Source organism: Brevibacillus centrosporus (genome assembly GCF_003710815.1).
GTDB classification, from domain to species: domain Bacteria; phylum Bacillota; class Bacilli; order Brevibacillales; family Brevibacillaceae; genus Brevibacillus; species Brevibacillus centrosporus.
Window position 1 is genome coordinate 375,806 of sequence record NZ_RHHP01000001.1, and the last position, 14,243, is coordinate 390,048.

Below are 14,243 nucleotides of genomic sequence, written 5' to 3' on the forward strand. Positions count from 1 at the left end.
CTCCTAATCCATCTCTGACAGTTGGTGGAGCAAAGTGTTCAGTTCGTCTCTTGTATCGCTATCCGCAAGCTCATTCACAAGCTCTTTCATTCGGTTCAGTGCATCCATTCGTTGTTCATGCCTGTCCGCGAGATGAAGCTTCTGATCGTATTCGAACAGCTGCTTTTCGGCCCGCTTGATGTGATCATAAACAGCTTGGCGACTGACCTCATGCATCTCGGCGATCTCTGAAAGCGACAAATCATCCAGATAGTACAACTCCAGATATTCACGCTGCTTGCCCTTGAGTAGCGGGGCGTAGAAATCAAACAAGAGATTGACTTGATTGGTTTTTTCCAACATGACAACCAATCCTTTGCTATGAGGTACTCGGTGCAAACTGTAAAGACTTTTTCTTTACAGCACGTAGATTATAGTACCCAATTCCACACCCAGTGTCAAGGTTTTTTATTGACATCATTTTTTATTGATTTGGTAGACCGATTTTACGCCTCTTTTTGTTCCTCATTTACTTCCTGTTGGATCAGGCCAGCGAACAGCGCATGAACGAACTGCTCTGGATCGAAACGTTGCAAGTCGTCCATTTTCTCACCCAGTCCTACGTACTTCACAGGGATGTTCAATTCGTTGCGGATCGCGATGACGATCCCTCCCTTTGCGGTACCGTCGAGCTTGGTCAGAACAAGACCACTTACGCCCGCTGACTGCCCGAATGTCTTTGCTTGGGAAAGAGCATTTTGCCCTGTCGTAGCATCCAGTACGAGTAATACTTCATGAGGTGCCCCTGGAAGCTCACGCTGCAGGACGCGGTGAACCTTTGCCAGCTCCTCCATCAGATTGACCTTGTTTTGCAGGCGTCCAGCCGTATCGCACAAGAGCACATCTACCTGACGGGATTTCGCTGCCTGGATCGCATCGTAGATGACAGCTGCAGGATCGGAGCCTTGCTGCTGCTTGATGACGTCTACGCCTACGCGCTCACCCCACACTTCCAGCTGCTCAATCGCCGCGGCACGGAACGTATCTCCTGCTGCAAGCAAAACCTTTTTGCCCTGCTGCTTGAACATGTGAGCCATTTTCCCGATCGTCGTGGTCTTTCCTACGCCGTTAACCCCTACGAACAAGATCACGTTCAGGCGACCGTCCTGGACGTTCAGCTCTGTATCTGCCACTTCGTCATTTTTCAGGAGAGCAACCAGCTTCTCTGAGAGAATCGGCTGCAAGTCGATGGCATTCTCGATTTTTTGCTTACGTACTTCGCCCCGCAGATCGTCAATCAGCTCCATGACGGTATTGACGCCGACGTCGGAGGTAATCAAAATTTCTTCGAGCTCATCGAAGAAATCATCGTCGATTTTTTTGTAGCGGCGGACGAGATCCTCTACCTTTTCCACAAGGAGATCACGCGTTTTCGCGAGTCCATCCGTAAACTTCTGGGTGACCTCTTCCGATTTTTGTACGATCGCGTCACGAAGGCGCTTGAAAAAGCTCATTTTCATCTTCCTTTGCGGGTAATAATGATTCAGCCGCTGAGATTACGAAGCGGATTCGATAAATTTGTCGCTGTCCTCCAGCTTCACAGAAACCAGCTTGGAAACGCCGCCCTCCTGCATCGTGATCCCGTAGAGCACATCCGCGCTCTCCATCGTCCCTTTGCGGTGAGTGACACATATAAACTGGGTTTGGTTGCTGAAATGGTGCATGTACTCGGCAAAGCGGTTGACGTTTGCCTCATCAAGCGCGGCCTCGACCTCATCGAGGACACAAAACGGTACCGGCTTCACACGCAGGATCGCAAACAGCAGCGCCATCGCTGTCAAAGCACGCTCCCCACCGGAGAGCAGAGCCAAATTTTGCAGCTTCTTGCCCGGAGGCTGTGCAACGATATCGATCCCTGTTTCCAGCAGATTGTCCGGATTGGAGAGGAGCAGGTCCGCACGTCCTCCACCGAACAGTTTGACAAACACGTCGCGGAACTGCTCGGAAATGGCATCAAACGTCTCTTTGAACCTGCGCGACATCTCCGTGTCCATTTCCTGAATGACCTGATAGAGCATATCTTTCGCTTCATTCAGGTCGGCTTCCTGTGTGCTTAAAAACTGCTGGCGTTCAGACAGACGCTCGTATTCCTCAATCGCGCCCAGATTCACGGTGCCTAAAGCGCCAATCTGCTTTTTGAGGCGGCTTACAATTTGTATTTCTTCTGTGATCTCACCGCGAGCCGGGTACTTTTGCTTCGCCAGATCGTAGCTCATTTCGTATTCTTCGGAGAGTTTATTCAACAGGTGATCCAGTTCGACCTCGTTGCGGTTCACCTTAACCTCTTCTTGATGCAGCTTATCTTCGAGGGATTTGACCTCCCTGCGAAGCTCTTTCACTTGCTGCTCAACCTGCTCTTGCTTGTAGAACAGCGTAGCTCTCTCACTGCGGCGCTCCTGGATTAAACCGGCTACCCGGTCTTTGTCCAGGCGCAGCTCCGCAATTTTTTCATCCAGCTCAGATCCAGAGGACTCGTTGGTTCTCTCCAGCTCATCGAGAGAGGCAAGCGCCTCGTTTTGCTCTTCCCATTCTTTTTGCAGCGTGCTTTTTTGCTCCAGCAAACGCTCTGTCTGCTCCAAGCGAGACTGATGCTCCTGCATAACCTGCGCATTTAGCACTTTGAGACTGGTGATTTTCTGATTCATCTCTTCCTTGGATTCCAGCTGCTCCTGGCGCTTGGCTTCTGCTGCTGCAATCTGGGCAGCCAGCTCTTTTTCCTGTGCATCCATCGCAGCCAGAGACGCTTGCAGCTCCTCCTGCTTGCGAAGAGCGTCTTCCATCTCGTTGCGGTAGCCAGCGATGTCTTGTTCAACCAGCTTCGTCCGCTCGCCCAAGGACCTTCCTTCTGCTTCGGTTTGCTGGTACAGGCCTTTGACCTCCTGCTCCTTCAAACGCAGAGCTTCTCCCTGACTGCGTAGCGCTTCCTGTTCCTGCTCCATCTGGCAAAGCTCTTTCACCAGTTGATCCATATGCGTAGTATGCCCAGAAATTGCCTGATCGATCTCGACCATTTGACCTTCCAGCTCTTCCGCTTGACGGTTTCGGCCGAGCAGGTTGGAGCTGTTCTTTTTCAGAGCGCCCCCTGTCATGGAGCCGCCTGCATTGACAATATCCCCTTCGAGTGTGACCACGCGATAGCGATAGCTTAACGTGCGGGCAACCCGGTTGGCCTGCTCAAGCGTTTCTGTGACGATTACATTGCCGAGCATCGACTCCAGAATCGGGCGATACGTCTCTTCAAACGAAACAAGTTCACTTGCGATCCCTACGACGCCGGACTCTTTTGCCAGCTGTCGTTTGTCCTCAGCCGAGAGCTGACGGGGCCGAATGACATCCAACGGCAAAAACGTCGCTCGACCTGCATTGTGCTTTTTCAAGTGGGCAATAGCAGCACGTCCGGCGCTTTCATTGTCCACGACAACGTTTTGCAGGGCACCACCCAGTGCGACTTCCAATGCTGTTTCGTACTGCTGTGGTACGACGACCAGCTCAGCTACTGCACCGTGAATCCCTGCAAAGCCGCGTTCGCGGGCCTTCAAGATTTCTTTTACCCCTTGTTGAAACCCGGCGAACTCCGATTGCATTTCTTTCAATAGATCCAGACGCGATTTGACTGCTTCCTTCTTTTGCTCCCAGCCGCGCAGCTCGCGACGTGCCGTCTCCAAACGAGCTTGTCCCTCGCGAACTTTGTCCATCAACGACTTATACCCTGCGACAGTCTCTTGAATCGTTTGATCGATTGTCTCCAGCTGTTCTTTAAAAGCGGAGAGCTTGGACAAACGCTGCTGCTCTTCCTGATCCAGCTGCTCTTTTCCTGCAAGCTGACGGTCGAGGCGCGCTTGGCTCGTTTGCACCAGCTGCTGCTGATGGCGCATTTCATTGCGAAGATTGGCCATTTCATTCAGCTTTTCAAAATAATCGCCTTTCAAGCGCTCTACATCGTCAGTCAGCGATTGGACCATCGAGAAAAACTGTCCCTCTGCCTCTTGCAGAGAGGTATTGGCTTCTGTCATGCGGCGACTGGCTTCCTGTGCGCGTTCCTGCTCCTCCGCCAGCTCCGCTTCCACGGCGTGCTGCTTTTCCGTGATCCGGTGCATTTGCTCCATCGTCTGCTGCCGGTTGGCATTCAGGTTGCGCATCCGCTCCCGCAATACTTCACGTTGGCCTTCTACCTTCTCCGCTTCTTCGCTTACTGTCAAAAGCACTTGCTGCAGTTCTTCGATAGACTGGTCAATTTGCGTCACGTGAAAGCGCGCTTGCTCAAGCTCTGCTTCTTGCTGCGATGCCGCTGTAGATTGACCGACCAGCTGCTCCTGCAGCTCCTGCACACGCTGGGTAGCGGCTTCCCATTTGGCATGGGCCGCTTCGATTTGCTGCACGTAGAGGGCTACCTCGTGCTCCACCAGTTTGCGATGAAGCTCTTTGTAAGTACGGGCTGTATCGGCTTGTTCCTTCAAAGGTCCAATTTGCTCGGAAATTTCACTGACTATGTCATGAATACGGACGAGGTTTTGCTCGGTTTCATCCAGCTTCTTTTCCGCTTCACGTTTTCTCGTTTTATACTTCACGATCCCGGCCGCTTCTTCAAAAATACCGCGTCGATCTTCGGATTTTGTACTGAGGATTTCCTCGATCTTCCCTTGCCCGATAATCGAATACGCTTCTTTTCCCAAGCCGGTATCCATGAACAGCTCCATAATGTCCTTCAGACGGCAGGATCTGTTGTTTATGTAATACTCACTGTCGCCGGAGCGATATACTCTGCGGGTCACCGACACCTCGGAGTACTCTACATCGAGGGAACGGTCCGTATTGTCCAACGTAAGGGTCACTTCGGCAAAATTGACGGGCTTTCGCGTGTCACTGCCGGCAAAAATGATATCCTCCATTTTTGCTCCGCGAAGCGACTTGGCGCTCTGCTCACCCAACACCCAACGGATGGAATCGGAGACATTGCTTTTTCCGCTTCCATTTGGGCCGACTACCGCCGTTACTCCAGGTACAAATTCCAGCTCCGTCCGGTCGGCAAAGGACTTAAACCCTGCCAGTTCCAGGCGTTTTAAATACATACTGACGGTCCTCCTTCACAGCCTCTTTCGAATGAAGGCATGAAACAAGTCCCTCCCTTTCATGAAGGCAAGCGACTTGCTCGAAAAGAAGCTCCTGCAAAACAGACAGGAGCTTACCTACAATCAGCTACTTCGTCATATCGACATAAGTGTACCATAGAAGAGTTCCTCTCGCAGTAATTTCCCAATGTTTACAGGGGGAAAAGAGAAAGCCGCACCACCCGAATCGAGTTGGTGCAGCCTTCTGTTCACAGCGTATTATTTATCTCCCAGCTTAACCAATGCACGTGCAGCAGCTTGCTGTTCCGCTTCCTTCTTGGAGCGTCCCGAGCCAACTCCCAACGAACGATTGTTTAACAGCACTTCTGATACAAACTCTCTGTTATGAGCCGGTCCTCTTTCTTCTACGATGCGATACTGGATGTCTCCCAGATTGTCTTGTTGAACAAATTCCTGCAACTGGCTCTTGAAGTCGGTTACCTGGGCAAACTCTCCCTTATCTACCCGAGGATAGACGTATTTCTCCATAAAGGTAAATACTGCATCCACGCCTTGATCCAAATAAAGGGCGCCAACAAATGCTTCAAATACGTCCGCTAGCAAGGCAGGTCGCTGACGTCCTCCCGTCAGCTCTTCCCCTTTTCCCAGCAAAACGAGATCGCCGAAATTCAGCAGTTCAGCAAACTTCACCAGAGACGGTTCACAGACAATGGCAGCACGAAGCTTTGTCATTTCCCCTTCACTCATCTTGGGGAACGTCTTGTATAAAAACTGGGAAACGGTCAGCTCGAGAACTGCATCCCCCAAAAACTCCAGCCGTTCATTGTCTTGTATCCGCTTTCCGCGTTGCTCGTTCACGTAGGAAGAATGGGTGAATGCCTGCCGCAGCACGCTCTCATCGTGAAAGCGTACGCCTATTCTCTCTTGCAGCTCTGCGAAACTCATCACCCTCACCACCATTCCAGGAGACTTCCTACTCATTCTATCAGTAGGACTCATTTATGCTTCGTATCGTTTCAAGACCACTGTCGCGTTGTGGCCACCGAACCCAAAGGTGTTGGAAACAGCCACATTGACATTTGCTTTTCGCGCGTGATTTGGCACGTAATCCAGATCACATTCCGGATCCTGATTTTCCAGGTTGATGGTAGGCGGCAAAATCTGATCGCGCAGAGCAAACGCAGACGCGATCGCTTCGATCCCGCCAGTTGCACCGAGCAAGTGACCAGTCATCGATTTGGTCGAGCTGACAGCCAGCTTGTAGGCATGCTCTCCAAATACTGCTTTGATCGCTTGCGTCTCCGCGATGTCGCCTTGGTCCGTGGACGTACCATGCGCATTGATGTAATCGACTTCTGTCGGATCGATGCCTGCGTCCTTCAACGCATTCCTCATGCAACGGGCTGCGCCCTCACCACCAGGAGATGGGGATGTGATATGATGCGCGTCTGCACTCATGCCATACCCGATGACTTCTGCGAGGATCGTAGCTCCGCGTTTTTTCGCGTGCTCCAGCTCTTCGAGGATCACAACACCTGCGCCCTCGCCCATGACAAAACCATCACGGTCTACGTCAAACGGACGACTTGCTTTTTGCGGCTCGTCGTTGCGGGTCGACATGGCTTTCGCCGAGCAAAAACCAGCAAACGCCATCGGACGCACGGTTGCTTCTGCTCCGCCTGCAATCATCACATCGGCATGATTAAACTGGATCAAGCGAAGTGCGTCGCCAATCGCATTCGTACCGGTCGCACACGCGGTAATCGCGCTAGAGGTCGGGCCCTTCGCACCATATTGGATGGAAACGGCACCCGATGCCATGTTCGCAATCAACATAGGAATGAAGAAAGGACTTACGCGACGTGGACCCTTTTCCAGCAGTACGGTATGCTGCTCCTCCCACGTGGACAGACCCCCAATGCCGGATCCGATGTATACACCCACTCGCTCTGCATTTTCAGCTGTGATCTCCAGCTTGGCATCTTCAATCGCCATTTTTGCAGCAGCTAATCCGAATTGAACGAATCGGTCTGTACGTCGAACTTCTTTTTTATCCATGTAAAGCTCAGGGTTAAAATCTTTCACTTCCCCCGCGATTTGCGTTGGATAGTCAGAGGCGTCAAATGCAGTCAGGCGATCAATCCCTGATTTCCCTTCCAACAAGCTGTTCCAGAAGGTCTGCGCATCGTTCCCCACTGGGGAGATGACTCCGACGCCAGTAATCACCACTCTTCGTTTCATTAACGATCACCTCTATATGAAAGTCAGCATTCTGCTACTATTTTACTTCAAGTGATAGTTTGTTCTTTCCACAAAACCGTTGCAGTTATGTACAGTTGGTAATGAAGGAGAAGTCCCGTACGCTTACGGGACTTCCAACTGATGGATCTACTTGTGAGATTCTATGTATTTAACAACCTCACCTACAGAAGTGATCTTTTCAGCATCTTCGTCAGAAATCTCTAAATCAAACTCATCTTCGAGTTCCATTACGAGTTCTACCACATCCAGGGAGTCAGCGCCCAGGTCTTCTTTGAAAGAAGCTTCCAAAGTAATCTTGGACTCATCTACACCCAGACGATCGACGATGATTTTCTTCACACGTTCCAATGTATCTGCCATCTTGCTTCACCCCCTCTCCCGTATTATAGTGGATGAGCTTCCAAAAAACCAGTTTAGAGATAACAGCTGCCATCTGCGATAAACCTCGTCTGAAAGCCACCCCAAATGCTTATGGCTACATGTACATACCGCCGTCTACATGAAGGGTTTGGCCCGTCATATAGTTGGCTGCATCCGATGCCAGGAACAGGACGACGGAAGCGATGTCGTCTGTATGCCCCAATCTGCCCAAAGGAATCTGCCCCATCATGGAAGCTTTCACGTCTTCAGAGAGGACAGAAGTCATTTCTGTATCGATAAAACCGGGTGCTACCGCATTCACAGTGATGCCGCGGGTAGCCAGCTCACGTGCAGCTGTCTTCGTCAAACCGATCACGCCTGCTTTTGCGGCTACGTAGTTTGCCTGACCAGGGTTGCCGAGAACGCCCACCACTGAGGTGATGTTGATAATTTTTCCGGAGCGCTGCTTCATCATGGGACGGGTAGCCGCTTTCAGACAATTGAACACACCCTTCAGGTTGGTGGCAATCACGTCGTCCCACTCGTCTTCCTTCATGCGCATCAGGAGATTGTCGCGAGTAATCCCCGCGTTGTTCACGAGAATATCAATCGCTCCGAAATGATCCAGAGCGGCTTTGAACATTTCATTGACTTCTTCTGTCTGCGAAACGTTCGCGCGTACCATAATGGCATCGCGGCCTTTTTCTTTGATCAAAGCAACCGTTTCTGCTGCAGCTGCCTCGCTGCCTGCGTAGTTTACTACCACATTGGCACCTGCTTCAGCCAGCTTCAACGCGATGGCACGGCCAATCCCGCGAGATGCTCCTGTAACCAAAGCTGTTTTTCCTGCTAGCATCATAACCCTCCGTTCAAAAGCTCCGTCAACGATTCCATATCCTGCACGGAGATAATTTTCGTATCGGCTGGAGCAATCTTTTTCACCAAGCCTGCCAAAACTTTACCCGGTCCAATTTCCACGAAAGTCGTCACGCCTTGCTCTACCATCCATTGCACGGAGTCTTCCCACAGGACAGGAGCAGAAACCTGCTTCACGAGACTGTCTACGATCGCCGCAGCTTCTGTAACTGGACGGGCAGATACATTGGCAACCACAGGAATTTTCGCATCGGCCACAGAAACCTCTGCTAGTACCGCGTGCAGTTTGTCAGCAGCCGGCTGCATCAGGCTGGAGTGAAAAGGACCACTCACATTGAGCGGAAGAACGCGTTTTGCTCCCGCTTCTTTTGCTTTCTCGCCAGCCAGCTTGACACCCTCTGCCGAACCGGAGATGACGATCTGTCCCGCGCAGTTCATATTAGCCAGCTGTACGGGATGACCCGATGCCGTCACTTCTTCACATACGGCAGAAAGAGCAGCACGATCCATGTTCAGTACAGCAGACATCGCTCCCTGACCAGCAGGAACCGCTTCCTCCATGAATTGACCGCGAGCGCGAACGGTTTTGACTGCATCGAAAAAGCGAAGCGCATTTGCCGCCACCAGCGCGGAGTATTCACCCAAGCTGTGACCTGCCACAAAGTCAGGCTGAAAATCCGGCTGCTTTTCCTGGAAGGCTGCCAAAACGGCAACGCTCGTCGTCAAAATCGCCGGCTGTGTATTTGCGGTCAGACGCAGCTCCTCTTCCGGACCTTCAAAGCAAAGCCCAGACAAGGAAAAACCAAGTGCCTCATCTGCTTGCTGAAAGACGTTGCGAGCTGCTTCCGATTGTTCAGACAGTGCCTGGCCCATGCCTACGAACTGCGAGCCTTGCCCCGGAAAAACAAATGCTACCTTACCCATTACTTCTCGCTCCCTTCAGCAGGGGTTGTGGACCATTTCAACAGGGTTGCTCCCCATGTCAGACCGCCACCAAAGCCAACCAGCACCAAGTGGTCTCCTTCTTTTACACGACCTGTTTGAACTGCCTCATCCAGCGCAACTGGAATAGAAGCCGAAGACATGTTTCCGAAACGGTCCAGGTTGATGACTACTTTATCCTCGCTCAAACCGAAGCGCTGTACGGCAGAGTCAATGATGCGTTTGTTGGCTTGATGCGGGACCAACAGATCGATGTCGTCCTTCGTCAAGCCTGCTTTCGTCAAGACCGCCTCTGTCGCAGAATTCATGACGCGCACAGCAAATTTGAATACTTCTCCACCCGCCATCGACAAGTAGTGCAGGTTGTTTTCAACGGATTCGCTGGAGGCAGGAATACGCGATCCGCCAGCTGGCTGGCAAAGCAGTGGGCCGCCCGATCCATCAGCGCCGAGCTCAAAGGATTGGAAGCCATAGCCGTCTTGTACTTCCCCGATTACAGCTGCGCCCGCCCCGTCTCCGAAGAGCACGCAGGTATTGCGGTCTTTGTAATTCGTAATTTTGGAAAGGCTCTCGACACCAACAACGAGAACGTATTTATAAAGTCCATTGGAGATAAACTGGGTCGCTGTCGTAACTCCGTACAAAAAGCCTGTGCAAGCCGCGGACAAATCCATCGCTGCCGCACGTTTCGCACCCAGTTTCTCTTGCAAAATGCACGCAGTAGAAGGGAACATCGTGTCAGGGGTCACCGTTGCCACGATAATCAGATCCAGCTGTTCCGGGCTTAGCTTCGCACTTTCCAATGCCTTCTTCGCTGCTTCATAGGCAAGGTCGGAAGAAGCTTGATCTGCAGAGCTGATGCGGCGTTCGCGAATACCGGTGCGAGAGACGATCCATTCGTCCGACGTATCCACCATTTTTTCCAGATCAAAGTTGGACAACACCCGATCAGGGGTGTATGAACCTGTTGCCAAAATACCTACTGAACGTTTGCCATTCATCTGCCTCACTCGCTTTCTCCCGTCATATTTTTCTGTAGTTCCTTCTGAATAATTTCGTTTACATCTTGCTGGACGAAGGTAGCTGCACTAGCGATTGCATTCTTCACTGCTTTGGCATCCGAGGAACCATGAGCCTTGATCACAGGGCTGCGCAAACCGAGCAACGGTGCTCCCCCGTATTCCGCATAATCCATCCGTTTCCGAAAGCGCATCAACCCTGGCTTCAGAATTGCCGCTCCTACCTTATTAATCAGGCTGGAAGTAAACTCCTGCTTGAGCTGTGAAAAGATTGTAGCAGCAGCTCCTTCGACAGCTTTCAGCAAAACGTTCCCTACAAATCCGTCGCATACAAGGACATCGCATGCCCCTTCCAGGACATCGCGAGCCTCTACGTTCCCTACAAAGTTTAAGTCGGCATTGGTCAGCAGAGGGAAGACGGCTTTTGTCAGTTCATTGCCTTTGCCTTCTTCAGTTCCTACGTTGAGCAAGCCAACGGTCGGTTTTTCAAATCCCAGAACGCGCTCCGCGTACAAGCTCCCCATAACTGCGTATTGCAGCAAGTGATGAGGTTTTGCGTCCATGTTGGCCCCTACGTCCAGCGTAAGAGTGACACGGCCTTTGATATTCGGAATAAAAGTAGCAAGAGCTGGACGCTCGATTCCTTCCATGCGACCTGCATACAAAAGTCCGGCCGTCATAAGTGCGCCCGTATTACCTGCTGAGATTGCAGCGTCGACCAGATTCTCACGAGCCATCTGCACAGCCACGACAAGGGAAGAGTTTTTCTTCCTGCGTACGGCCTTTACCGGCTCATCATCTGGATCGATCACTTCCGTAGTAGGTACAATCTCTATGTTTGCCGGTATTTCTCCCGACAGCTGGCTCCGAATGCCTTGTTCATCCCCCACCAATACAATCGTTAGAGATGGGTTTTCCTTGACGGCAGCCAATGCTCCCTGCACCGTACTGCGCGGTGCGTTGTCGCCGCCCATCGCATCCACTGCAATTCGCAACCGTGACTCCTCCTTAGTTCTCAACCATAACGTTTACATGACCGCTGACATTCCAACTACGCGAAACGTTGCCGTGAAGACCAGCTCTCCTTGAACTTTCGTCTCCACACGCACTTTGCACTCATCGCCGTTGCGACTGCGCACTTGTGCCTTGGCAACCAGCTTCTCCCCCGCCCGCACAGGACGTACGAAGCGAATCCTCGCCGTTGCTGTCAGCGCCACATCCGCATTGATGACTGCCACTGCCAATGAGTTGGCTTGGGCAAATATGTAGTGTCCACGGGCTATTTGCGTCCGTGAAAAAACATGCTCTTCCTTGATCTCCAAAACAGAAATAGCCTGGGAATCAAGCTGCAAGTCGATAATTTCTCCGATGACTTCCTCGATCCCAAGTGACTTCACCGGGTCCAAGCTTTTTTCAGCCACTGATTTGATGCGTTCTCGCAGCTCGGGTATGCCTAGCTCCAAACGATCTAAGCGTATTGTTTGAATACTGACGTGAAATAACTCTGCCAGATCCTCATCTGTCGCAAAAGGATTATCTTGTAAGGACTGCACCAAACGAGTCTGGCGATCTTTTTTCGGCAAGCGGGCGATGCTCGACACCCCCCCAGCAATTTTCAAATCCACCGACATATAATTGCGATCAGTTTTTAATACCTGGTACCAAACAAAGTATACGGGAGGTTTCCCCGAATTACAAGCAAAGATGACGAAAATGGCCACATGGTCGTAAGCTGCAAGTACCTTAACCATTCCAGAAAAGTAGAGAAAGCCCTTCTTTTTCGAAGGGCTTTCCTGATAAATCCACTCGCTGTCACGCTGACCAACCCATCACGCCAGTCGAGTGAAGTTTACCCGCTTATTCTTGTGTGTCCTCTGCTAGGAGCAGCTCTACTTCATGCTGAGCCAACGCTTCCGCCATCTCCGCACTCGGCTTTTGGTCCGTCACGATGATGTCCAGCTGTTGAAGCCCTGCTACCCTGTAAAGCATGGATTTGCCAAACTTCGAATGATCGGCTAGCAGGATAATCTGGTCTGCCCGTTTCATCATTTCCCTGATCAAATGCCCGGACTCTTCTGAAGGGGAAACCAGACCATTCGGAGAAATTCCGCATGCGCCAATCAGGAGCTTATCTACATGGTAATCAGCTAAATTTTCAATCGTCCGCGATCCATACGCATACTGGTCTTCTGGATGGACATCGCCCCCAAGCAGCTTTACCTGTATACCGGCTTTACCTGCGAAGCCAGCAGCAGCTGCGAGTGAGCTCGTAATGACGACATGATCAGTGGTCTTCCAGTAATCCATCGTCAGCAAAACAGTCGTAGACGCATCCAGCATCAAGAAGTCACCGTCCTTGATCAGCTCTGCTGCACGTTCCGCAATTCGCCGCTTGCCGGTCAGATCCAGCTGCATGCGCTCTTGATACGAGTAGCTTTTCTTGCTGAGCGTTGGCAAAATGGCTCCGCCTCGCGTACGAAGAATTTCCCCTTGCTCCTCGAGCTTCACGATATCTCGCCTCGCTGTATCCCGGGATACTCCGAACTGCTCCACAACATCCTGGACGCTGATCCGCTGATGGTCTTGTAAATACTGCAGGATGGCTGCCAGCCGCTCCTCTTGATACATCCACATTTCACTCCATCCATGTGCGACGGTCTTCCTTCGACTTCATTTTAAGTGATTCCGGGTAGATACGCAAGTTATTTTAAGTATTTATAAGTAAATATAAGTATTAGATCGAAAAGTAGTCTTCGTTTTTGCGCATAAAAAAAGCAAGGTGATTTCTCACCTTGCCTTTGAGCAGCGGATCTTACTTCGCTACTTTCACACCTTTGTAGTGACCGCAGCTTGGGCAAACGCGATGCGCAAGCTTGTATTCGCTGCAATTATCGCATTTGATCATGCCTGGAATCTCTAATTTGAAGTGCGTACGACGCATTCTTTTACGGGTTTTGGAAGTTCTCCGTTGAGGTACTGCCATCTTCCTTACACCTCCTTCAACTGACAAATGCTAAGAAGCTCTATTTGGGTGGACAGTATAGGCAAGATGCTTATGCTATCCTTCAAAAATGAGACGTTCCAATCGGGTGGATTGGCGTCCCATCTTGAAAACAATAGGAACGACTACTTGTTGCTGTCCTTGAACAAATCAGCGAGCCCAGCGAGTCGCGGGTCAATCCGTTCGTTCTTGCAGCTGCAGGCTACCTCGTTGCGATTGACACCGCATGACGGGCAAAGCCCTTTGCAATCTTCCTCACAAAGTGGGAAGGTCGGCATGGCGAGTAAAAAATCCTCTTGGAGGAGCGCGTCCAACTCGATTTCATCGCCTTCCAAGGGAAGAATGTCACTATCCTCATCCTCCTGAAGAATGGGATCATCTTCAGGTGCAAAGGTTTCGGAAAATGCCACTTTCGCATGGTGTGTAAAAGGAGTGAGACAGCGGGCACAAACAAAATCCACATCTGCTTTCAAATCACCTTTTACGTAATAGAGATTGCCTAGCTGAACTGCTTCGCCCTTCGCTTCTACCGGAGAGATTCCTCTGATTTCGTCATGGCGATTTTTCAGCTCTGTCGCATCCAGCGTCAACTGAAACGGCAACGGCTCTCCTTTTCGATGCTCTAACTCTGTCAACTTAATATTCATAGCTTTCACCTCATGCACAACAAGGATG

Annotated in this window: 14 protein-coding genes; all 14 read right to left on the reverse strand. The window is 51.1% G+C overall.

Features of this window, described 5'->3' with window-relative positions; genetic code table 11:
* Positions 1-3: 3 nt before the first annotated feature.
* On the reverse strand, positions 4-342 hold the full coding sequence (locus EDM55_RS01910) for a putative DNA-binding protein (protein WP_092266618.1): 339 nt from the start codon (positions 340-342) through the stop codon (positions 4-6).
* Positions 343-485: 143 nt separating this feature from the next.
* Positions 486-1,493, reverse strand: a complete 1,008-nt coding sequence (gene ftsY / locus EDM55_RS01915) for a signal recognition particle-docking protein FtsY (RefSeq protein WP_092266617.1) — start codon at positions 1,491-1,493, stop codon at positions 486-488.
* 42 nt (positions 1,494-1,535) lie between these two features.
* The gene (gene smc / locus EDM55_RS01920; RefSeq protein WP_122959476.1) at positions 1,536-5,108 is read right to left on the reverse strand and encodes a chromosome segregation protein SMC; all 3,573 of its coding nucleotides are present in this window, start codon (positions 5,106-5,108) and stop codon (positions 1,536-1,538) included.
* 258 nt (positions 5,109-5,366) lie between these two features.
* The gene (gene rnc, locus EDM55_RS01925) at positions 5,367-6,053 is read right to left on the reverse strand and encodes a ribonuclease III (RefSeq protein WP_281285141.1); all 687 of its coding nucleotides are present in this window, start codon (positions 6,051-6,053) and stop codon (positions 5,367-5,369) included.
* A gap of 54 nt (positions 6,054-6,107) precedes the next feature.
* Positions 6,108-7,349 carry a beta-ketoacyl-ACP synthase II gene (gene fabF / locus EDM55_RS01930; RefSeq protein ID WP_122959478.1) on the reverse strand — a complete coding sequence of 414 codons (1,242 nt, stop codon included), beginning with the start codon at positions 7,347-7,349 and terminating at the stop codon, positions 6,108-6,110.
* Between the two features lie 147 nt (positions 7,350-7,496).
* Positions 7,497-7,730 carry an acyl carrier protein gene (gene acpP / locus EDM55_RS01935; protein WP_005834336.1) on the reverse strand — a complete coding sequence of 78 codons (234 nt, stop codon included), beginning with the start codon at positions 7,728-7,730 and terminating at the stop codon, positions 7,497-7,499.
* 115 nt (positions 7,731-7,845) lie between these two features.
* Positions 7,846-8,586, reverse strand: a complete 741-nt coding sequence (gene fabG, locus EDM55_RS01940; RefSeq protein ID WP_122959479.1) for a 3-oxoacyl-[acyl-carrier-protein] reductase — start codon at positions 8,584-8,586, stop codon at positions 7,846-7,848.
* Positions 8,586-9,530, reverse strand: a complete 945-nt coding sequence (fabD, locus tag EDM55_RS01945; protein ID WP_122959480.1) for an ACP S-malonyltransferase — start codon at positions 9,528-9,530, stop codon at positions 8,586-8,588. Before fabD ends, fabG begins: the two co-directional genes overlap by 1 nt.
* A complete protein-coding gene (locus EDM55_RS01950; protein ID WP_092266963.1) occupies positions 9,530-10,549 on the reverse strand; it encodes a beta-ketoacyl-ACP synthase III in 1,020 nt (339 codons plus the stop codon). The genes fabD and EDM55_RS01950 overlap by 1 nt, the downstream gene beginning before the upstream one ends.
* A gap of 5 nt (positions 10,550-10,554) precedes the next feature.
* Entirely contained in the window at positions 10,555-11,562 is a 1,008-nt protein-coding gene (gene plsX / locus EDM55_RS01955; RefSeq protein WP_122959481.1) for a phosphate acyltransferase PlsX, read from the reverse strand.
* Between the two features lie 33 nt (positions 11,563-11,595).
* Positions 11,596-12,168, reverse strand: coding sequence for a transcription factor FapR (gene fapR, locus EDM55_RS01960; RefSeq protein WP_122959585.1), 573 nt, complete (start codon positions 12,166-12,168; stop codon positions 11,596-11,598).
* 256 nt (positions 12,169-12,424) lie between these two features.
* A complete protein-coding gene (locus tag EDM55_RS01965; protein WP_122959482.1) occupies positions 12,425-13,195 on the reverse strand; it encodes a DeoR/GlpR family DNA-binding transcription regulator in 771 nt (256 codons plus the stop codon).
* A gap of 184 nt (positions 13,196-13,379) precedes the next feature.
* Positions 13,380-13,550 (reverse strand): 50S ribosomal protein L32, encoded by a 171-nt coding sequence (rpmF, locus tag EDM55_RS01970; RefSeq protein WP_005834357.1) that lies wholly within the window; start codon positions 13,548-13,550, stop codon positions 13,380-13,382.
* 143 nt (positions 13,551-13,693) lie between these two features.
* The gene (locus EDM55_RS01975) at positions 13,694-14,215 is read right to left on the reverse strand and encodes a YceD family protein (RefSeq protein WP_092266609.1); all 522 of its coding nucleotides are present in this window, start codon (positions 14,213-14,215) and stop codon (positions 13,694-13,696) included.
* Between the last annotated feature and the right edge of the window lie 28 nt (positions 14,216-14,243).

What these genes read in the sequence shown, in the direction of transcription:
- EDM55_RS01910 (WP_092266618.1), bottom strand. Translation starts at nt 342, where the DNA reads ATGTTGGAAAAAACCAATCAAGTCAATCTCTTGTTTGATTTCTACGCC.
- ftsY (WP_092266617.1), bottom strand. Translation starts at nt 1,493, where the DNA reads ATGAGCTTTTTCAAGCGCCTTCGTGACGCGATCGTACAAAAATCGGAA.
- smc (WP_122959476.1), bottom strand. Translation starts at nt 5,108, where the DNA reads ATGTATTTAAAACGCCTGGAACTGGCAGGGTTTAAGTCCTTTGCCGAC.
- rnc (WP_281285141.1), bottom strand. Translation starts at nt 6,053, where the DNA reads ATGAGTTTCGCAGAGCTGCAAGAGAGAATAGGCGTACGCTTTCACGAT.
- fabF (WP_122959478.1), bottom strand. Translation starts at nt 7,349, where the DNA reads ATGAAACGAAGAGTGGTGATTACTGGCGTCGGAGTCATCTCCCCAGTG.
- acpP (WP_005834336.1), bottom strand. Translation starts at nt 7,730, where the DNA reads ATGGCAGATACATTGGAACGTGTGAAGAAAATCATCGTCGATCGTCTG.
- fabG (WP_122959479.1), bottom strand. Translation starts at nt 8,586, where the DNA reads ATGCTAGCAGGAAAAACAGCTTTGGTTACAGGAGCATCTCGCGGGATT.
- fabD (WP_122959480.1), bottom strand. Translation starts at nt 9,530, where the DNA reads ATGGGTAAGGTAGCATTTGTTTTTCCGGGGCAAGGCTCGCAGTTCGTA.
- EDM55_RS01950 (WP_092266963.1), bottom strand. Translation starts at nt 10,549, where the DNA reads ATGAATGGCAAACGTTCAGTAGGTATTTTGGCAACAGGTTCATACACC.
- EDM55_RS01965 (WP_122959482.1), bottom strand. Translation starts at nt 13,195, where the DNA reads ATGTATCAAGAGGAGCGGCTGGCAGCCATCCTGCAGTATTTACAAGAC.
- rpmF (WP_005834357.1), bottom strand. Translation starts at nt 13,550, where the DNA reads ATGGCAGTACCTCAACGGAGAACTTCCAAAACCCGTAAAAGAATGCGT.
- EDM55_RS01975 (WP_092266609.1), bottom strand. Translation starts at nt 14,215, where the DNA reads ATGAATATTAAGTTGACAGAGTTAGAGCATCGAAAAGGAGAGCCGTTG.